Genomic DNA, 19798 nt, shown 5'->3' with positions numbered 1-19798 from the left:
CGTCTCTCGTCAATGGCATCGCCACGCTTCGATGTCTGCTACTCCTTCTACTTCTTCGCGTGTTGCCGCTCCGAGTCGCGCTGCCCTGATGGCTGGCGTGCTTGGCCTGGCTCTGCTGTCACCGCTGATGGTGAGTGATGCCGAGGCGCGCGAGCTGTCCGTCTCCACCGTGCTGTCGGATGCCTTCCCGTGGGGACAGGCGGCCGAGAAGTGGGCGGAACTGGTAGAGGAGCGCTCCGGTGGCGATCTCACCCTGCGTGTCTATCCGAATGCCCAGCTGGTGGCAGGGGATCAGACCAAGGAGTTCTCGGCCATGCGTCAGGGGCTGATCGATCTCGCGGTGGGCTCGACCATCAACTGGTCGCCCCAGGTGCCGGAGCTCAACCTGTTCTCGCTGCCGTTCCTGATGCCGGACCACGCCGCCATCGATGCGCTGACCCAGGGTGAGTCGGGCAAGCAGATCTTCGCCGCCATCGAGTCCAAGGGCATCAAGCCGCTGGCGTGGGGCGAGAACGGTTTCCGTGAGGTGTCCAATTCCTCGAAGTCGATCACCTCGCCGGATGACCTGAAGGGCCTGAAGATTCGTGTGGTGGGCTCGCCGCTGTTCCAGGACACCTTTACGGCGCTGGGCGCCAACCCGACCCAGATGAGCTGGGCGGATGCCAAGCCGGCACTGACCACCGGCGCGGTGGATGGACAGGAGAACCCGCTGTCGGTGTTCGATGTCGCGCGCATCGACCAGGTAGGTCAGACCCACCTGACCCTCTGGCACTACATGGCGGACCCGCTGATCTTCGCCGCCAACCAGCGCGTGTGGAAGTCGCTCAGTGAGCAGGAGCGCACTCTGCTGACCGAAACCGCCAAGGAAGCGGGTGCCTGGGAGATCGCCATGAGTCGTGAAGGCAATGCCCAGCGGCTGGCGGACATCGAGGCGCGCGGCGTGAATGTCGTCAAGCTCGATGAGGATGCGATGCAGACCTTCCGTGACGCCACCCAGTCGGTCTATGCCAGCTGGACACCCAAGATCGGTGAGGCGCTGGTCGAGACGGCACGTGCCGAGGTCGAGGCCTCGCGCTGAGTCCGCCAGGGCCACCATCGCCGCTGCTCACTGAGCAGATGACATCGGGAATAATGCGGTCTGTGCGCGTTATTGAGTGAAGAACCATGCCGGGGCCTGACAGCCTCGGCGTTCGTGTGGATCGCGTGTCATGACGCAAAAGTCGCAACAAACCTCTCAAAAAACCTCTCAACAAGCTTCATCTCAAACCGGCGCCAACGGAGCGCCTGCTCACACAGACAGGCCACCGCCACGCGTGCGGCCAGAATCCTGGCTGGCGGCGTTGGCGCTGGGGCTGATCGGTATCATCAGTCTGGCCAATGTGGTGGTGCGCTATGCCACCGATGCTTCCTTTGCCTTTACCGAGGAATTCTCGGTCTTCCTGCTGGTGTTGTTGACGCTGGCGGGCGCCTCGGTGGCGATTCGCCGTCAGGCACATATTCGTATCGCATTGCTGGAAGACGTGCTGCCGTTGCCGCTGTGGCGACTGGTCGTGGTATTGCAGACCCTGGCGGTACTGGTCGTGCTGGGGCTGGTGGTGTGGTTCGGGGGCACCTTCGCGTTGGAGGAGTATCAGTGGGACTCGCTGTCACCGGGGCTGGGCCTGCCCAACTGGTGGTACGTGATCTGGCTGCCGATATTGGCGCTGGCGATGGCCTGGCGTCAGCTGCAGCAGTGTGTCGAGCGTCTCAGGCAAGGGCCTGGGCAGGGGCCCGGTCAGAATGCGTCGCCGGAGCACAAGGAGTCAGATCATGAGTCCTGATCTCTGGTTGCTCGCAAGCTTTGCCGCGCTGTTGATACTCGGCGTGCCGGTGGCCTTTGCGCTGGGGCTGTCGGGGGCGGTGGGGATCGTCGCGGGGCTGCCGGTCAGCATGCTGGCCACCCTCGGCACCAATACCTACAACAGCATCGCCAAGTATCCGCTGATCGCCATTCCGCTGTTCATACTGACCGGCCTGGTATTCGAGCGTGCCGGAGTGGCGGTGCGGCTGGTGCGCTTCGCCCAGGCGCTGATCGGCCCACGGCATGGTGGCCTCGCGCTGGTGGCGGTGCTGGTGTGTCTGATCATGGGCGGCATGAGTGGTTCCGGTCCGGCGGATGCCGCCGCGGTGGCGATGGTGATGATCCCCAGCATGACGCGGGCGGGCTATCCCAAGGCGTTCTCGGCGACGCTGATTGCGGCCTCGGCCTCCACGGCGATCCTGATCCCGCCGTCCATCGCGCTGATTCTTTACTCCATCGTGGTACCGGGGGTGGATCTACGCGCGCTATTTGCCGCGGGCCTGATTCCGGGGTTGCTGGTCGGCGTGGCCTTGCTGCTGCCGGCCTGGTTCCTCTCGCGTCGCTATCGCTGGGAAGACCCGACTCAGGTCGAGCGTATCGCGCTGGGTCCGGCGTTTCGCTCGGCGATCCCGGCCCTGCTGGCGCCTGTGATCATCCTCGGCGGGCTGCGCTCAGGCCTGTTCACGCCCACGGAAGCGGCGGTGGTCGCGGCCGCCTATGGGCTGTGTGTCGGGCTCTTCATCACCCGCGAGCTCAAGATCTCTCAGGTGTGGGAGTTGCTCCGGGAGGCGGCCGTCATCTCTGGTGTGGTGATGCTGATCATCGCGCTGGCGGGCATATTCGCCTGGGCGGGCACCATGCTGGGCACCTTCCGGCATCTGGCCGAATGGCTGATCACACTGTCGGATAGCGGAACGACGCTGCTGATTCTGGTGATGGTGGCAGTGCTGATCGCCGGGATGCTGCTGGATGCGGTCTCCATCTACCTGATCCTGATGCCGGTGCTGATTCCGGTGATGCAGCACTTCGGCTGGCATCCGGTGTGGTTCGGTATCCTGCTGGCGATGAACATCGCGATCGGGCAGTTCACCCCGCCAGTCGCGGTCAACCTGATGGTGACCAGTAGCGTGGCCGGAGTAAGACTCGAGAAGACGGTCGGGTGGGCGATGGTCTTCGTGGTGGCGATGCTGGCGGCGCTGGCGGTGGTGATGCTGTTCCCTGAGCTCGCCTTGTGGCTGCCACGCGTGCTCGGCTACGCGGTGTAGTCGACCCTCACCATCATCGCTGGTGGTCTTCACTGTGCGAAATGAAACGGCTTGCCTTCTGGGTAAGCCGTTTTGCGTCTCAGGCTACCTTGACCGCTGCTACCACCTGAACACCTGGTGCCCATTCCGGTTGTGCCGGTTAGCGCGCAGCCAAATGGAGCGCGAATTATGGTCGCGCGCTGTGCAAGGAATGGGGTGATTCTTCTCACGCAACGGTGTACGGCGGTGAAAAATGTTAGCCTGCATATATTCTCAGCGATGACGCTGCCCTCAAGATTCGCGCAGTGGAACAGTTCACCCTCGGGCCTTGAATGCACGCCAGGCAGCCACCATCGTTGAACGCTGATTGCACGCATGGCAGTCGCTATTCAGCTATCGCATACGCAAGCCAGCTCTCGCCCAACGCAAGTCAAGGACATCTCGATGAAGGAAATCGCCGCAGGCAATGATGTTACGTCTGGCTTCAATGCGCTGCATGAAATGGTGGTCGGGGAATTCCTGATCAGCCCGATGCTGGTCTATGCGCTGGTCGCCTTGCTGGCGGCGGGTCTCATACGCACGCTGCTGCATCGTCTGCTGGCCAATCACGAGCTCTGGTTCGAGGCCTGGTTCGATATCTCGCTGTTTGTCATCTGTCTGGCGGCGGTGGTGGCCCTCGTGACGTGACGCACGTCATTGCCCCAGCGTCTTGTCATTCGTCATCCTGATTTCCCCGAGAACTCTTTCGTGGCACCCATTCCCCTCAGCCCCTCTATCCCCCAAGGAAACCGCATGCGCAACCTGCGACAGAAAGCCGTCAAATGGATCATCACTCTATGTCTGGTGGCGGCTGCAGCCTGGTGTGCGGTGTGGCTGTGGAATACCTACATGTACAGTCCCTGGACGCGTGATGCCCGGGTGCGCGCCGAGGTGATCACGCTGAGCCCGGATGTCTCCGGCTGGGTGCGTGAGCTGAACGTGGCGGATACCACGCGGGTCAAGGAGGGGGATGTCATCCTTCAGGTCGATCGTGCGCGCTATGAGGCGGCGCTCGCCAAGGCCAAGGCTAGTCTCGCCAGTGCCAAGGCGACCCTGAGCCTAAAAGAGCATGAATCCAATCGTCGTGGTCGCTTGACCAATCGTGCCATCAGTGAGGAAGAGCGCGACAGTGCGCGTCTGGAGGCCGAGGTTGCCCGCGCTGATGTGCAACAGGCCGAAGCCGCGGTGCAATCCGCGCAGCTGGATCTCGATCGCACGCGGCTGGTGGCGCCCGCCGACGGCAGTATCCTCAACATGCACCTCAGTCAGGGCAATTACGTCACGGCAGGCACGGCGGTAATGGCGCTGATCAAGGACGACTCCTTCTACCTGAGCGCCTACTTCCAGGAAACCAAGCTGCAGCATGTGCGTCCGGGCGATCCGGTCCAGATCACGCTGATGAGCGGCAATGAAGACTTCAAGGGGCGAGTCGTGGGGATCGGTCAGGGCATCGCCGATGACAATACCGCGACCAATGCCCAGCAGCTGCCACAGGTCAGCGCTACCTTCAGTTGGGTGCGTCTGGCACAGCGCATTCCGGTGCGGGTGGAATTCGATGATATCGAGGCGGTACGTGCCTCAGGTGTCAATCTTGCTGCCGGCATGACGGCGAGTGTCAGGCTGATCACTGCCGAAGATGGCAATGATGAGGCGACGCAGGCCAAGGCGGCACCTGTCGAGGTGGAACCTGTCGAGACAGCTCAGGCCGTCCAAGACGCAGACGGGAAGCACTGATCCATGTCTCCCGCTCTGGCCGCCTTCTTAAGGCCTTCGCCGTTCGCGCTCAAGTTCGCCACCAAGGGGGTGCTGGCGATGGCGCTGGCCCTCTACGCCGCCTTCTTCTTCGATCTCGATCGACCCTATTGGGCGCTGATCTCGGCGGCGTTTCTGCAGACACGCCCGATGTCGGGCATGGTGGTCGAGAAGGGCATCTGTCAGGTCACGGGTACCTTCGTCGGTACCTGTGTGGCGGTGGTGATCATGGGTTGCTTTGCCCAGGTGCCGGAACTGGCGCTGGGCTCGGTCACGCTGTGGATCGGACTATGCATCTATGGCGCTTCGCTGACGCACAACAATCTGTCCTATGGCTGTGTGATGGCGGCGGTGGCCTGCATGATCATCGTGGTGTTGACGTCCTCGGCGCCGGATGACTTCTTCTCGGTGGCGCTGGCACGTCTCAGCGAGCTGAGTCTCGGCGCGCTGTGTGCTGTCGTCGTGAGTGCGCTTGTCTGGCCGATTCGTGTGCGTGATCATCTCGGCCAGCTGGCGGACACGGCGGTGAATGCCACCTTCCGCTATATGGCGCTGGCCTTCTCGATGCCACTCGAGGCGGACAGGGCCGTGAACCGAGATACTGACGGTCAGTCACAAGGGCAGCAACGTGAACGCATGGCGATGCTCGAGCAGATGATGACCGGGCTGGATGCGCTCAACAATCTCGAGATCGATGCCCACTCGGCGCGTTATGAAGGCCCCCAGGGCAAGGGGCGCATACGCGGCGTGCACCTGCTGACGCGGCGAAGCATGCGTCTCTACGCGACCCTCAAGGCCCTGCACCAGCTGCGCCATCCCGAGTTCTTTGTGCCTTCACAGAGCGATGACGGTGAGACGATGGCACCGACGTGTGAGCTGAACCAGACCCAGAGACAGGAAGCCGAACGTTTCAGTCAGCCGACGCAGGACCTGATGCAACGCCTGGGCGCGGCCTTTCAAAGCATGGCCGACAATCAGGGCACGGCCCAGGCGCGCAAGACGCTCAAGGAGCTGCGCGGAGAATGTCTGCGCCTGTCTCGCGGTCAGCGAAGCATCACCGCACTGGAAGCCCGGCTGCTGTTCAGTCTGCGTGAGGTGCTGGGGCATGCGCTGGTCATCCTGCAGGCACGCGAGGTCATCAATCATCCCGGCCGTCATCAGCTGCGTCAGCCAAGCATGAGCTGGCACCGCGATCACGGACGCGCCGCCATCGATGCGCTGCGTGCGATGGCCATCTTCAGTGCCACGGCGATCTTCTGGCTTGCGACGGCGTGGGACAACGGCGCGGTGGCCATGCTGCTGGGCACGCTGTTCTCGGGCATCTTCGTCAGTCGCGGTGATCCGGCACCGATCATTCCGATGGTGCTCAAGGGCCTGCTGCTGGCGGTGCCGAGCGTATTGCTGTTCGGCAATGTCATGCTCAGTCACGCCCAGCACTTCGTGCCCTTCGTGATCATCTTCAGTATCCCTCTGTTCCTTGGCCTGATGGGCTCCGTCGTGCCGGCGCTGGCGGGGATCGCCTTGCCCTTCGTAGTGTTCAACATTCTGTTGGTGATGCCGGACAACGGCATGACCTTCGATGTCGCCTACACCCTCAATCGGAGTCTGGCGGCCGGGATCGGTCTGATCGTGACCATCATCGGTTTCCGTCTGATTCCCGTGCCGGGGGCCGGCTGGGACAAGCGCCAGCTGATACGCGCTACGGCGAGTGATATTCGTGAGCTGGCGGAACGCTCCACCGAGCGCCTGGACAGCTGGTTCGGCGGGCGCATGGGCGACAGGCTGCTGCGTCTCGCCCGGCATGAACAGACTCGCAGTCGTGAACAGGAAGCGCGTCGCAGTGGCGAGAATGCAAGTGGTCAGCCCGATGATGCTCAGCAGCAAGTGCTCGGCATGCCGCTTCTGACGCTGGGGCTGACAGGGATGGATATCGGACGCGGCATAGGCTTCGTGCGGCGGGAATTGGGCAACGATGTGCCACGCCCGGTACAGCACGCCTTGCGCGAATTGATCCATGCGCTGGCGGATGATTATCAGCGCTGTGCCCGAGGAGAGAGTCCTACCAGGATGCGGGCGGCCGGCGACCGATTATGCGAAGTGATCGAGCAACATCGCACCATGAGTCGGCATAAGCAGGCGCTGCTGGCGGGCTGGCTGACGCGAGTTCAGCTAACCTTGCAAAGTGATGCCCTGCGCCAACAACCCAGCTGATACTGTGCGTTAATGAGAGTCACTTGCAGATTCCAACAAAATGTTCTTATAAACCGGCCCGCAGCATATCTTCTGCGCTATGATAAGAAGGTCAGCTCAAAAATGAGCGAAATGTATTAGCGCCTTACTGTAGGAGAGAGCCATGGCTTTCATGAACGATATCAGCAACAGTGGGCGCAATGTTCCCGAGCGTTTTCGGCGCGTGACCTTCACGACGCAATATCTGCATGAGTTGAATCTCTATGTATTGCCGGCAAGCGAGGTATTGTTGCGCATCTCTCAGGCGGGCGAGGACCTCATGCTGCTGCAGTTCGACGACGAGTTTCATGCCGAATTCATTGCCTCGCGTATCGTCGAGTGGGTCGCCGAGAATCCCGGCGCCGACCGCGATGACCTGACGCTCTGGATCAAGACGCGGGCACGCCATGAGACGCTGGACCCGAAGCGGGCTCACCACGTCTACTGAGGTGTCAGCACGTTGCTGGCCAGCGTGATTGCTCAACAAGAAGGCCACCCGAATGGGTGGCCTTCTTGTCATTGGCCTGGCGTCATTTTGCTCCACTCATGTTCGAAAACTCACCACTGCTTTGGAGCTTCAGGGCTCAGAAGCTGCCGACCAGGCTGCCCAGGGTCACGACGGCAATCAGGGCCAGCATCGGGAAGGCGACCGTCATCATGAACATCTGGCCGTAGGACTGGCGATGAGTCAGCTTGCAGATCGCCAGCAGGGTGATGACCGCGCCGGAATGCGGCAAGGTGTCCATGCTGCCCGCCGCCAGCGTCGCCACGCGGTGCATCAGTTCCAGGTCGATGCTGGCATTGACGGCCATCTCGCGATAGGTCTCACCCAGAGTCGACAGCGCAATGCTCATGCCGCCGGATGACGAGCCGGTGATGCCGGCCAGCACATTGACTGCTACCGCTTCCGAGATCAGCGGGTTGGCCGGATACAGGCCGAGCACCGCCTCCTTGACCATCGCGAAGCCGGCCAGGCTGGCGATCACCGCGCCATATCCCACCTCTGAGGCGGTATTGAAGACCGGCAGCATGGCGCCGAAGCAGCCATTGTTGACGGTGGTCTTCAGGTCGGCCCACTGCTTCCAGCGTGAAATGACCAGCCAGGTGGAGGCGAAGGCCAGCGCGATCAGGATCGACCACATGCCGGTGGCGCCCGCAGGGTCAAGCTCCGGGAAGGCCTCGCTCAGGTAGGAAAAATCGATGCGCGGGAAGACGAGATAGGTCAGCAGGGCATTCAGGCCGATGACCATCACCAGCGGAATCAACGCCGTGATCATGCCCATCTGTGCGGCGGGCGCGGGGGATTCCTCAAGCGCTTCGTCCTTGTGGACCCCGTAGCCTTCCCCCTGTGCCTGAGCCTTGCTGGCACGTCCCTTCAGCCACCAGGTACCCAGCCCCAGCATGATCAGGCCCGCGATGATGCCCAGGCCTGGCGCTGCAAAGCTGTTGGTCTGGAAGTAGGGGATCGGGATGGCGTTCTGGATGGCCGGCGTGCCGGGGAGTGCCGTCATGGTGAAGGTGAAGGAGCCGAGGGCGATGGCCGCGGGCAGCAGGCGCTTGGGCGTGCCGGTGCGCTGGAAGAGCTGGGCACCAATCGGATAGACGGCGAAGGCGACCACGAACAGCGAGACGCCCCCATAGGTGAGCAGTGCACAGGCCAGCACCACGGTCAGGATCACATGGCGTGTGCCCAAGCGTTTGACCAGGCCTTCGGAGATGGCATGCGCGGCCCCGGAATCGGCCATCAGTTGACCGAACAGGGCGCCGAGGATGAACAGCGGGAAGAACTTGGCCAGATAGCCGCCCAGCTGACTCATGAAGGTCACGGTGTAGCTGGGCAGCAGGGCGGCTGCATCTCCTGACAGGACGACGGCGAGGGCGGCCATCAGAGGGGCGAGCAAGAGAACGGTGATACCGCGGTAGGCAAGGAACATCAGCAGCCCGAGCGATATCAGAATGGCAAGAATACTCATGGGGGGTATCTCGTAGTTGGCGTTATCGTAATCGTGGGTCGTCTGCCATTGACGACGGTTGTCCTGTCTACAGGTGCGTGGCCTGTTGTTTTTGCTATTTATTGGCTTATATACAGAGACATCCAGCACACTAGAGATTGTCTGACATGAGAACAATGCGCCTTAAGTGGCAGCGCTGTGCGGTCAGCGAGCACTCAAGGGTAAACTCCCTCTGGCGCTTGCGCAGCGAAAAGAGAGGTTGTTTTACATTAAAGTATATACCGTTATCTTCTGTCTGCTTCATTGCGGTGATGTGGCAACCTCAGTCATCCGATAAGCAGGGAGTTATGTCAGCACGTGTTGGAGTCACTCATGAAGTCTGGGCAGGTGACATGGAGACCCAGAATAGCTGTTCAAAAAAAGCGGCGCCCGAAGGCGCCGCGGCAAGTGATCGAACAGTCTGCCGGTCGCGAAATCCGAGAGATGTCCTGCATTCAAGCAAAGTCGATTTTCGCGTTGAATGAGTGGGTAGCAGTCGCGGCACTCAGGGGCGCTTTTCGTCACTGAACCAGATACAGACGTCAGCGGGTGCCAGAACCCGGCTACCGGCCAGTAGCCCGCTGTCATTGACGAGGCCTTCGGGCAGCCAGCGCGGCTCGGGCGCATAGTTGAAGGCGAAGCAGAGCGGCCCGCGCCGCCGCAGACGCACGCCGTCGGGCAGCGCATGGGTGGTGATGCCGCAGGCCTGACACTCCGCCTGCAGAATCGCCACTAGGCTGTCTTCACTCAACCAGGCGGTCAGATAGCTGACACCGCGATGGTGCAGGATGGCGGGTTCGCCATCCTCGAAGCGCGTTACCACCTGTGCACTGGTGCGCTGATGATCGAGCAGGTCGCGCCAGCGCAGGGCGTGTCCGCGTGCGCCGTTGCTCAGGGTGACGGCCGGCTCGGCGCCTGGGCGCAGGCCATCGACTCGATCGACCGTGACGCCCGTCAGCTCGCTGAGTGCGCCGGGCGCCAGCTGCGTGGGTATCTGAAACTCCGGCGTACGCGAGCCGGAGCGTGCACCGATCACCACGCGACTGCCTGAATCGCGCGCCGCGCTCAGACGCGCCGCCAGTGCCTCATCGGCGATCACCTGACAGGGCAGCACGATCAACGAATAGCCACTGAGCGCGTCGCGCGGTGAGACGATATCGACATCAAGCCCGAGTCGCCGCAGCGCGCTGTACCAGCTCAGGTACAGCTCGAGCGGGTTGAAGTTCTCGGCGTGAGGCTGGGTCTGACAGGCCCAGATGGAGGCGTAATCGAACATCAGGGCGACGGGCGCCTGCTGGGCCGTCGTCGTGTCATGTTTCGCGAGTGTCGCCAGCTCATCGCGCACCTGCAAAAGCTCCGGCCAGGCCGAGGCGGGCGAGCCGTCCGGGCGCAGCAGTCCAGCGTGCATCTGCTCCTGGGCGAAGGGTGCCTGACGCCAGCGGAAGTAGGAGACGACCTCTGCGCCATGCGCGAAGGCTTCGTGGCTCCACAGTCGCACCATGCCGGACAAGGGCGCGGCGTTGCTGATCGCCCAGTTGACCGGGCCCGGCTGCTGCTCCATCACCCACCAGCGGCCCTTGCACATGGCGCGGTAGAGGTCGTGGTGAAAGCCGGCAAAGTCCGGATGACCTTGCTGGCGATACTGGGCCTTGGTGGCATCGTCGTGGGCACCGCGCTCCAGAAAGCCCAGCGGGTAGCTGTCCCAGCTGGCGATATCCAGATCCCGGGCGACATCGAAGTGATCGAATTCGGTGAACAGGCCCATGAAGTTGTGCACGATATCGCCGCTGACACCCGCGGCACGCAGGGTGTCGACCTGCAGGCGGTTGTATTCGACCACCATGTCGGAGCAGAAGCGTCGATAATCGAGCACGATGGCCGGATGCGGTTCGGTCACGGTGCCAACGGGCGCCTCGATCTGGGAGAACTCGCTGACTTCCATGCTCCAGAACACCGTGCCCCAGGCCTCATTGAGCGCCTCGACCGTGCCATAGCGCGCCTCGAGCCATGCGGGGAAGCGGGCGCGGGCGGCCGCGGAGTAGCTGAGGATGGTGTCATGACAGCCGTACTCGTTGTCGGTCTGCCAGGCGATGATCGCGGGATGGTTTGCGTAGCGCTCGCCCATCAGGCGCACGATGCGCTCGCTCAAGGTACGAAACGTCGGTGAAGAGAAGCAGTAATGACGACGCGAGCCATAGCCACGCGTGTCGCCATTCTCATCGACGGCCAGAATGTCCGGGTGGGCATCCACCAGCCACTTGGGCGGTGTCGCCGTGGGCGTGCCCATCACGATCTTGAGACCCGCCGCCGCCAGAACCTCGACGGCCTCATCCAGCCACTCGAAGCGCAGGTCACCCGCGCTGGGTTCCAGGCGACTCCAGGCGAATTCGCCGATACGCACGACACGAATGCCGGCTTCCATCATGTCGCGAGCATCCTGCGGCCAGCGATCACGTGGCCAGTGTTCCGGGTAGTAACAGACACCGAGCTGCATGGGGGTCATCCTTGAAGCTGAAAATGGGGAGCGAGCGCAGCGCACGCCATCACGGCCTGCGCGGCAGGGGTCATGCCGGAACCGCCTGAAGGTGAATCAGGATCGCCTGGTCGGGGTCCAGCACCGGCAGGGCAAGGCCTTCACGCATCAGGTACTCACCGGAGACGACGACCGGCTCGCCGGCCTGTTGTCGGCTGATCCAGGCGGGCAGCTGCTTCATGCGTCGCTCCGGGTGCTCCGGCAGTTCCAGCAGCTCGAGCCGGTAGGCCGTGTCGGCTTGCAGGCCGGTCAGCGGTTGGGCGGCGGGCACGGCGTGGCGTGGCATGGCCAACTGGCTGATGCTGAAAAGGGCCTGCTGGCCATCCTGACTGACCACGCCGTGGGCATGCTGATTGTCATCCAGGCAATCCAGACGCCAGCTGACGCCGTTGTGCAGCAGACCACGCAGCGTCTTGTAGCGCGCTATCCATCCACCTAGCTCACGGCGCTCTGCCAGATCGAGCTGGCTGACATCCAGCTCCAGCCCCAGATGACCGAACAGTGCCGTGGAGGCGCGGAAGGCGAGCGTCGTGCGCCGCGAGGTGGTGTGGGCGTGTTGCGGCCCGATATGTGCGCCCAGAAGCTCCGGTGGCAGTACGCGACTGGCCCCGCGCTGGATATGCGTGCGCTCGTGGGGGTCATTGCAGTCGGACGTCCAGACGCGATGGGTGTGTCGCAGAATCCCGTGATCGGTGCGCGCGCCACCCGAGGCGCAGCTCTCGATCTCGACGCCGGGATGCGCCTTTCGCAGGCGGGCCAGCAGCGAGTAGAGCGCGCTGACCTGAGCATGGGCGGCAGGCTTGCCGCGACCTTCCTCCGACTGGCCGCCCGCGTGGGTCAGGTCGCGATTCATGTCCCATTTCAGATACTTGATCGGGTACTCACTGAGCAGCGCATCGAGGCGCGCAAACAGGTAGTCACAGACCTCGCGGCGGGTCAGGTCCAGCACGCATTGATAGCGACCCAGCGGCTGCTCACGCCCCTCCAGCCCGAGAATCCAGTCCGGATGGGTGCGGAAGAGTTCACTGTCCGGATTGACCATCTCGGGCTCGACCCACAGGCCGAATTCCATGCCGTGCGCCTGTACAGACTCGATCAGCGGCCCCAGCCCCTGCGGGTACTTGCCGGTATCCAGATACCAGTCGCCCAGGGCGGCGCGCTCGCCATCCCGGCCGACGAACCAGCCATCATCGAGCACGAAACGCTCGGCACCCACCTCACCGGCGGCGACGACCAACTCCTCGAGACGCGTCGCGTCGTGATCGAAGTAGAGCGCTTCCCAGGTGTTGACGTGAACCGGACGCGGCTTGTCAGCCACCGGCCAGTCAAGGCGCGCGCGCAGGGTACGATGCATGCGCTGACTAGCGCCATTGATGCCCGTGTCCGACCAGGCCATTACCACTTCCGGGGTGGTCACGCTGTCGCCGGCGGCCAGCATCTGCTCGCCGGGCAGCAGCAGGGCGCCCATCTGCAGTTGGGTGCTGCCATCGAACTGCCGCTCGATCAGGGCGCGATGGTTGCCACTCCATGCCAGATGCGCGGTGATGACTTCGCCACGCTGCTCGCTGAAGCCTGGCGTGCCGGTGATCAGCGTCGGCACGCGTTGATGCGAGCTGCGCCCGCGACGGTTCTCGAGCGTGAAGGTGCCTTCGCTGAGACGATGACGCGTCTCGGTGAATTCCTGCACCCAGCGGCCACCGAAACTCAGGCATTCCTCGAAGCGGACCGGCAGCGGCAGGCAGGCGGCCGCCAGCCATTCGAGCCGGTAGGGCGCTGATGACTGATTGGTCAGGGTCGTCTGCTGACGCAATACGCCCTCGCGGGTGACGGTCAGTGCCAGCAGCACTTCCAGCTCACTCAGGCTGTCGCGAAGCGTCAGGCGGGCGTGGGCGCCGGTGGCATCCGTCGAGCACGCCACATCGCTCAGGCGCATCGCCGTCAGCCAGTCGCGGCCTTCGCGGTCACCGATCAGCGCCGGATAGCCGGCAAAGCCGAGCCCGGCATCATTGAACAGGGTATTGGGCGGCAGCTGATCCAGGCTCGCCTGGGGCGTGGCGGCAGCGCTCATCAGGCGGTGCTGAGCCGGATTGATGGGCGCGATGCGCCCGAAATGGGCCAGCTTGAGCAGGCCATCGGCGAGATCCAGCTGCAGCTGGATGCCATCGGCACTCAGGCTCAACCACTGCTGATCGCTTGACCAGGTCGCGTCAGGCGCAGCCGACGGTCGGGAAGATGGGGCGTCTGCGGTCATGATGAAGGGTCCAGAAATAAAGAGAGATCAGAGACGGAATGGCAGTGTCAGCCCAGCACCAGCGGTGGCTCTGCCAGTCCCTTGAAGCCGTGTGCTGACAGGTCCAGCGCGAAGAGGTCACCGTCACCCGCCGCATGATCCGGCGTGGCCATGCCTTCATGCGCCGTGGTGATGTACAGCGTGCTCAGCCCCTCGCCACCGAACAGCGGGCACGAAGGCTGGCTGACCGGCAGCGTCACATGGGCGATTTCCTTGCCGTCGTGGTCCAGCCTGGCCACGCGGCCGGCCCCCCAGAGTGCGATCCACATATGGCCGTCGGCATCGATCACGGCGCCATCCGGGCCACCACCGGCATCGCGCAGATCGGCCCACACTTCGGGGGCGTTGTATTCACCTGCCGAGGTGAGTGGCCAGCCATCGGCGTCCAGCTGCCAGCGCATCACCTGACCGGTGACGGTGTCGGTGAAATAGGCGAAGCGGCCATCCGGCGAGAAGCACAGCGCATTGGGAATGCTCAGCCCCTCGAGCACGCGGGTCAGTTCACCGCGATGCAGCCGATAGAGGCTGCCAGCGCCGGTCTCGGCGTTGCAGCCCATGCTCGACAACCACAGACTGCCGTGACGATCGACCCGCGCGTCATTGCTGCGCGTGGCCGGCGTCGCGCCCGCCTCGAAGGGCATGACATCTTCCACGGCGCCGGTCTCGGGATTGAAGCGCGACAGCATCCCCTGCGCGACCAGCAGGTAATCGCCGTCTTGGGTAACGGCTGCGTAGGAGGTGCGGCGCGCGAGCTGAGTGATGACGTGATCACTGCCGTCAGCGGCGGCGTGATGCAGCTCGCCGGCGAGGATGTTCAGCCAGCGCACCCGCGCAGGCAGGGCCTTGGTCGCGGGCGTCCAGCCCGGTCCTTCGCCCAGCTCGCAGCCACTGGCGACGAGGCGCCTGGCAGTGCCAAGGCATGGTGATGACGTCATCTGCTGCTCCTTTGCGATAACCATGGTCTCTTTTAGCCATGGTGGCTTATACCCATGGGCTATTGGCGCGCTCTCGTCGCTCTTGCAGCGACGTGGCTTGTCGCCATCCGTGTGTGGCTGTCAGTCAGCCGCCTGCCATGCCGCGACCAGCGTGCGGGCCCGTTCGCCCACCTCGGCGGCGCTCAGGCCGGGCGTGTAGATGGCCGTGCCGAGGCCAGCGCCGTGGACACCGCCCGCGCGCCATTCGGCGAAGTTGTCACTGCCGATGCCGCCGACGGCATAAAGCTCGGTGTCCTTGGGCAGCACGGCCAGCATGGCCTTCATGTTGACGATGCCGACCTGAGTCGCCGGGAACAGCTTGAGACCCGAGGCGCCGGCAGCGAGAGCCGCGAAGGCTTCCGTCGGCGTGACGATGCCGGGCAGCGAGACCATCTCCAGCCGGCGGCTTTCGCGGATGACGTCGACATCGGCATTGGGCGAGACGACCAGACGGCCGCCGGCGGCGTGCACGTCGCGCACCTGCTGCGGGGTCAGCACGGTGCCGGCACCGATCAGGATCTTGCCGCCATGCGCGCGCTCGCAGTGCTCGACCAGCGCGGCGATGCTCTCCAGCGGTTGAGGGGAGTTGAGCGGGACTTCGATGCGGGTGATGCCGGCGGCGATGATCTCGTCGGCGATGGCGAGAATGTCTTGCGGTGTCACACCGCGCAGTATGGCGACCAGAGGCAGGCTCATGGCGATCTCCAGAAATGGGGCTAATTGAAGAGGAGCTGTTTGAAGATGAGCTCTTTGAATAAGGGCTGTTTGAAGTGAGGAGTGACGTGGCTCACTGACTGGCAATGCCATCAGCGCTGAATCAATGGCTCACAGAGGCGCGATCCGATGACGACGCACGGGCCGAGGGCGATCCACGGTCTGATGACGATGCCTGCGCGGCTGATCGTGCACGCTGGATGCGTCCGAGCCCCGCCAGAATCATGTCGGCGTTGGCCGCGGTGGTGACCTGATAGCCCAGATGTTCCAGCGCGACCTGATAGCGCTGGCACAGCACGGCGTCGCCGATCAGGGTGATGGTGGCGTGATCCGAAAGCTCCGCAGTGGCTCCCGCCAGCTCAAGCCCCAGCACCAGGCCTGACAGGCGTGCGCCGAGTATCGCCTTGCGAGCATCACCCTCAGGCAGAGCCGTATCGAGCAGATCGCGGGCACGAATGCCGAACAGTTGCGCGGTGGTGCGCTCAGGGGCGGCAAGCGCCGTATCGATACCCTCCAGATAGGCATCGCGCTGGGCGGCGTCGCTGAGATCTCCCGCGGCGACGGAGTGCTTGAGCACCGAATCCTGACTGAGCAGCTTGAAAAGCTCGCCGCTCATGAAGGTACTGAAGCCGGTGATGGCGCCACTGGCGAGATGTGCCCACTTGGCGTGGGTGCCGGGCAGACACACCGCACCGCTGTAGTCGGGTTGGGCGGCGACCAGGCCCGCCAGCTGGGTCTCCTCGCCACGCATGACATCGTAGCTCGGCTGCTGCTGGCAGAGGCCCGGCACGATGGCGACGGCAAGGCGGCTGTCGCGGGTCGCGACATGGGTCAGCTGCTCGGAGAGTGCCCCCAGCACATCACGGGAAGGCGTCTTCTCCGTAGGCAACGGCAGGTAAGCCGCCTCCTGCCAGCCCTGACGCGCGCCGGCCATGCCACAGATCAGCACCGGCATGGGAGAGGTCGCATCGTCGGGCAGCCAGTCATTGATCAGCACGCGCAGTACATCCTCGAACTCATCCGCCGCCAGTCCCAGCATGCCACGGGCACTGCTGGCCTGAGCGATGACTGCATTGTCGCCATTAACGGCCCAGGCGCGCAGATTGCTGGAACCCCAGTCGACGGCGATCCAGGCCGGCGTGACGCTGACGGCGCTCACACTCGGCCTCCGTCTACCACCATCGGCTGGCCGGTCATCATGCGCGAGGCGCTGGAGGCCAGGAACAGGCACGGATTGATCATGTCCTCGACCGGAATGGCCTCTTTCAGACATTGCTGATCAATGCACTCGTTCAAGTCCTTGTCGTTGACCCACAGCTCGCGCTGACGCTCCGTCATCACCCAGCCCGGGATCAGGCAGTTGACGCGAATGGCGTCCGGGCCCAGCTCGCGCGCCAGCGCCTTGGTCATGCCCATGATGCCGGCCTTGGCGGTGACGTAGGTCGGGTAGCCGCCCAGTCCCAGCATGTAGCTGTTGGAGGACAGATTGATGATGGCGCCGCCACCCAGCGCGCGCATGTCGGGGGCGACGGCCTGGGCGGTGAAGAATTGCGGGCGCAGGTTGGTGGCGATGGATTCATCCCACTGTTCCACCGTCCACTCATTCAGCGTATGACGGGTGTCACGGGCGGCGTTGTTGACCAGTACGTTGATCAGGCCGTGGGCCTCACGCGCCTGAGCGACGGCGGCCTGCAGCGCCTCGATATCCTGGATGTTGCAGGGGATGAACAGCGGACGATTGGCGTAGCGAGCTTCCATGGCGTCACAGAATTCGCTGGCATCGGACAGGCCGACGAAGGCGACCTTGGCGCCCTGGGCGAGGAAGCCTTCGGTCAGTGCGGCGCCGATGCCGGAGCCACCGCCGGTGATGAAGACGCTGGCGCCTTCGAGGTCCGGGTAGCGAAAGTCGGCGAAGGCGGGGCGTTCGGATGATGCGGTACGGGTCATGTCGAATCCTTCCTTGAGCGTGACAGGCCTTCGGCGGAAGACCTGTCCTGGCATGGCGTCTGTGTTGTCAGTGTGTGCGTTGCGGCATGCTCGGCATTACCACTCGGCGACGGAGCCGTCTTCGTGGGTCCACAGCGGGTTGCGCCAGCGATGGCCGACCTTGGCACGCTCTTCGACGAAGGCTTCGTCGATCTCGACGCCCAGCCCCGGGCCCTGCGGAATGGCGCAGAAGCCGTCCTTGATCGCCAGCGCATCCTTGTCGACCAGGTAATCCAGTACGTCGTTGTCCTTGTTGTAGTGGATTCCCATGCTCTGTTCCTGGATGAAGGCGTTGTGACACACCGCGTCCAGTTGCAGCGAGGCCGCCAGCGTCAGCGGGCCGAGCGGGCAGTGCGGGGCCAGCGCCACATCGTAGGCCGAGGCCAGGGTGGCGATCTTCAGGCCTTCGCTGATGCCGCCACAGTGGGAGAGATCGGGCTGGATGATGTCGACCATGCCGTCCGCCAGCAGATCACGGAACTGGAAGCGGGTGTGCAGGCGCTCGCCGGTGGCGATGGGCGTCGCGATGCCTTCGGCGATGTGCTTGAGCGACGGCAGGTGCTCAGGCGCGACCGGCTCCTCGATGAACATCGGGTGGAACTGCTCCAGCTCACGCAGCAACGCCTTGGCCATCGGGCGATGCACGCGACCATGGAAGTCGATGCCGATGCCGACATCCGGACCGACCGCATCACGAGCCTCGGCGACACGTGCCACGGCGTCATCGATCTTCTTGTGCGAATCGACGATCTGCATCTCCGGCGTGCCATTCATCTTGAAGGCGGTGAAGCCCTGATCGACCAGCGCCTTGGCGCCTGCGCCGACATCTGACGGGCGGTCACCGCCGGTCCAGGCGTACATGCGCATCTTGTCGCGTACCGGACCGCCGAGCAGCTGGTGCACGGGCACTCCCAGATCACGGCCCTTCAGGTCCCACAGCGCCTGATCGATGCCGGCGATGGCAGACATCAGGATCGGGCCGCCACGGTAGAAGCCCGCGCGGTACATCACGTTCCACAGGTGCTCGATATTGCGCGGGTCCTGACCGACCAGATAATCGGACAGCTCGTGCACGGCGGCCTCGACGGTCGCGGCGCGGCCCTCGATGACCGGTTCGCCCCAGCCATAACAGCCTTCATCGGTCTCGATCTTGAGGAACAGCCAGCGCGGCGGAACTTGCCAGGTCTTGAGTCGGGTGATTTTCACGGATGCATCCTTGTTGAGAATGGGCGTTTGAACGAGGCTCAGCGCCAGGCGAAGCGGGTCGTGGGATCGGCCGTCATCGGCTGACGCCCGATCAGGATCAGAAGCGGCGGTGCCCCAGCTGCGGGTGGTCCGGTGAGAAGCCGAGGTCGCGCGCTGCGGTCTCCAGTACCCGCTCGGCACAGGTGCGTGCCATCTCGGGCTGGCGCAGGCGAATGGCCTCCATCACCGCGCGGTGACGATCGAGGCTGGCGCGATGATGGCTGTGATCATGCTGCTGCGCGGACTGCTGGGTACTGTGGATCAGTTGGCTGATGGAAGGGCGTAGCAGGCTGCCAAGCTGTGTCCACACCAGATTGTGGGTGGCGTGGTAGATGGCTTCGTGGAAGGCGACATCGTGCTCGGCATGCGCCTCGCGTGAGCTGTCATTGGCGGTATTGACCATGCCTTCGAAGGCGCGCTCCAGGCGTGCGAGGTCTTGGGCATTTGCCTTCATCGCGGCCAGCGCACTGACATAGGGCTCGACGGAGAGGCGGAAGGCGTAGATCTCGCGCATCAGGTCCGGATTGATACCGTCGAGGCCGCTGACCCAATGGCTCATCAGCGGGTCCAGCAGCTGCCATTCGCTCATCTCGCGCACGATGGTGCCACGCCCGGCGGTGCGCTCCAGCAGCCCGGCGCTCACCAGCTGAGCCAGGGCATTGCGAACACGATTGCGGCTGGCGTCGAAGCGCTGGCAGAGGTCCAGTTCACGCGGAAAGCTGTCACCGGGGCCGAAGCTGCCCGCGAGGATTTCCCGCGCCATGCAGGTGGCGATGGCCTCCATGCTGCGCGGGGTCGCGTCGTCCGCCGAGGCGCTGTCAGTGGCGAGCGCGGCTGTCGCCAGAGAGTCGGTCATTGAGATGCCTGTCGTGAGGGATGGTCAGGAGAGTCACTGCATCGCACCGCCTTGGAGCCTGGCGCTGACGCATGAGATTCCGAGCATCAGAATAAATGTCTGAAC

16 protein-coding genes are annotated in these 19798 nt (G+C 63.7%); 7 read left to right on the top strand and 9 right to left on the bottom strand.

What is annotated here, in order from left to right:
* Positions 1-88: 88 nt before the first annotated feature.
* From H2O77_RS09235 to H2O77_RS09200, 7 genes are all read left to right on the top strand, one after another.
* On the top strand, positions 89-1078 hold the full coding sequence (locus H2O77_RS09235; protein ID WP_240548803.1) for a DctP family TRAP transporter solute-binding subunit: 990 nt from the start codon (positions 89-91) through the stop codon (positions 1076-1078).
* A gap of 235 nt (positions 1079-1313) precedes the next feature.
* A complete protein-coding gene (locus H2O77_RS09230; RefSeq protein ID WP_240548560.1) occupies positions 1314-1820 on the top strand; it encodes a TRAP transporter small permease in 507 nt (168 codons plus the stop codon).
* Complete coding sequence (locus tag H2O77_RS09225; protein ID WP_215822715.1) at positions 1810-3105, top strand: TRAP transporter large permease; 1296 nt, start codon at positions 1810-1812, stop codon at positions 3103-3105. Before H2O77_RS09230 ends, H2O77_RS09225 begins: the two co-directional genes overlap by 11 nt.
* Before the next feature lie 423 nt (positions 3106-3528).
* On the top strand, positions 3529-3771 hold the full coding sequence (locus H2O77_RS09215) for a DUF1656 domain-containing protein (RefSeq protein WP_054556634.1): 243 nt from the start codon (positions 3529-3531) through the stop codon (positions 3769-3771).
* Positions 3772-3876: 105 nt separating this feature from the next.
* Positions 3877-4857: an efflux RND transporter periplasmic adaptor subunit gene (locus H2O77_RS09210; RefSeq protein ID WP_215822713.1), complete on the top strand. Its 981-nt coding sequence runs from the start codon at positions 3877-3879 to the stop codon at positions 4855-4857.
* Between the two features lie 3 nt (positions 4858-4860).
* The gene (locus tag H2O77_RS09205) at positions 4861-7086 is read left to right on the top strand and encodes an FUSC family protein (RefSeq protein ID WP_215822711.1); all 2226 of its coding nucleotides are present in this window, start codon (positions 4861-4863) and stop codon (positions 7084-7086) included.
* Positions 7087-7228: 142 nt separating this feature from the next.
* Entirely contained in the window at positions 7229-7552 is a 324-nt protein-coding gene (locus H2O77_RS09200) for a hypothetical protein (protein WP_054556636.1), read from the top strand.
* A 136-nt stretch (positions 7553-7688) separates the two neighbouring features.
* Here H2O77_RS09200 and H2O77_RS09195 read toward each other — a convergent pair whose 3' ends face one another.
* From H2O77_RS09195 to H2O77_RS09155, 9 genes are all read right to left on the bottom strand, one after another.
* Complete coding sequence (locus H2O77_RS09195; protein WP_215822709.1) at positions 7689-9077, bottom strand: GntP family permease; 1389 nt, start codon at positions 9075-9077, stop codon at positions 7689-7691.
* 523 nt (positions 9078-9600) lie between these two features.
* Positions 9601-11589 (bottom strand): beta-galactosidase, encoded by a 1989-nt coding sequence (locus tag H2O77_RS09190; protein ID WP_215822707.1) that lies wholly within the window; start codon positions 11587-11589, stop codon positions 9601-9603.
* A 70-nt stretch (positions 11590-11659) separates the two neighbouring features.
* Complete coding sequence (locus tag H2O77_RS09185) at positions 11660-13879, bottom strand: alpha-galactosidase (protein WP_215822706.1); 2220 nt, start codon at positions 13877-13879, stop codon at positions 11660-11662.
* A gap of 47 nt (positions 13880-13926) precedes the next feature.
* Positions 13927-14853 carry an SMP-30/gluconolactonase/LRE family protein gene (locus tag H2O77_RS09180; RefSeq protein ID WP_215822704.1) on the bottom strand — a complete coding sequence of 309 codons (927 nt, stop codon included), beginning with the start codon at positions 14851-14853 and terminating at the stop codon, positions 13927-13929.
* Positions 14854-14973: 120 nt separating this feature from the next.
* Positions 14974-15588 (bottom strand): 2-dehydro-3-deoxy-6-phosphogalactonate aldolase, encoded by a 615-nt coding sequence (locus tag H2O77_RS09175; RefSeq protein ID WP_215822702.1) that lies wholly within the window; start codon positions 15586-15588, stop codon positions 14974-14976.
* A 121-nt stretch (positions 15589-15709) separates the two neighbouring features.
* Complete coding sequence (locus tag H2O77_RS09170) at positions 15710-16765, bottom strand: 2-dehydro-3-deoxygalactonokinase (RefSeq protein ID WP_240548559.1); 1056 nt, start codon at positions 16763-16765, stop codon at positions 15710-15712.
* A complete protein-coding gene (locus H2O77_RS09165; RefSeq protein WP_215822698.1) occupies positions 16762-17553 on the bottom strand; it encodes an SDR family oxidoreductase in 792 nt (263 codons plus the stop codon). The genes H2O77_RS09170 and H2O77_RS09165 overlap by 4 nt, the downstream gene beginning before the upstream one ends.
* Before the next feature lie 96 nt (positions 17554-17649).
* Positions 17650-18798: a galactonate dehydratase gene (gene dgoD / locus H2O77_RS09160; RefSeq protein ID WP_054556643.1), complete on the bottom strand. Its 1149-nt coding sequence runs from the start codon at positions 18796-18798 to the stop codon at positions 17650-17652.
* A gap of 97 nt (positions 18799-18895) precedes the next feature.
* Complete coding sequence (locus tag H2O77_RS09155) at positions 18896-19693, bottom strand: FadR/GntR family transcriptional regulator (protein WP_225996562.1); 798 nt, start codon at positions 19691-19693, stop codon at positions 18896-18898.
* Positions 19694-19798: the final 105 nt, after the last annotated feature.

It is taken from the genome of Cobetia sp. 4B (genome assembly GCF_018831605.1).
Taxonomy (GTDB): Bacteria; Pseudomonadota; Gammaproteobacteria; order Pseudomonadales; family Halomonadaceae; genus Cobetia; species Cobetia amphilecti.
The sequence above is the reverse complement of the archived record's forward strand: the minus strand, read 5'-3'. Positions and strand labels throughout refer to the sequence as shown.

Coding starts and splice junctions, on each gene's coding strand:
- H2O77_RS09235 (WP_240548803.1), top strand. CDS start 89: ATGGCTGGCGTGCTTGGCCTGGCTCTGCTGTCACCGCTGATGGTGAGT.
- H2O77_RS09225 (WP_215822715.1), top strand. CDS start 1,810: ATGAGTCCTGATCTCTGGTTGCTCGCAAGCTTTGCCGCGCTGTTGATA.
- H2O77_RS09215 (WP_054556634.1), top strand. CDS start 3,529: ATGAAGGAAATCGCCGCAGGCAATGATGTTACGTCTGGCTTCAATGCG.
- H2O77_RS09210 (WP_215822713.1), top strand. CDS start 3,877: ATGCGCAACCTGCGACAGAAAGCCGTCAAATGGATCATCACTCTATGT.
- H2O77_RS09205 (WP_215822711.1), top strand. CDS start 4,861: ATGTCTCCCGCTCTGGCCGCCTTCTTAAGGCCTTCGCCGTTCGCGCTC.
- H2O77_RS09200 (WP_054556636.1), top strand. CDS start 7,229: ATGGCTTTCATGAACGATATCAGCAACAGTGGGCGCAATGTTCCCGAG.
- H2O77_RS09195 (WP_215822709.1), bottom strand. CDS start 9,077: ATGAGTATTCTTGCCATTCTGATATCGCTCGGGCTGCTGATGTTCCTT.
- H2O77_RS09190 (WP_215822707.1), bottom strand. CDS start 11,589: ATGCAGCTCGGTGTCTGTTACTACCCGGAACACTGGCCACGTGATCGC.
- H2O77_RS09185 (WP_215822706.1), bottom strand. CDS start 13,879: ATGACCGCAGACGCCCCATCTTCCCGACCGTCGGCTGCGCCTGACGCG.
- H2O77_RS09180 (WP_215822704.1), bottom strand. CDS start 14,853: ATGACGTCATCACCATGCCTTGGCACTGCCAGGCGCCTCGTCGCCAGT.
- H2O77_RS09175 (WP_215822702.1), bottom strand. CDS start 15,588: ATGAGCCTGCCTCTGGTCGCCATACTGCGCGGTGTGACACCGCAAGAC.
- H2O77_RS09165 (WP_215822698.1), bottom strand. CDS start 17,553: ATGACCCGTACCGCATCATCCGAACGCCCCGCCTTCGCCGACTTTCGC.
- H2O77_RS09155 (WP_225996562.1), bottom strand. CDS start 19,693: ATGACCGACTCTCTGGCGACAGCCGCGCTCGCCACTGACAGCGCCTCG.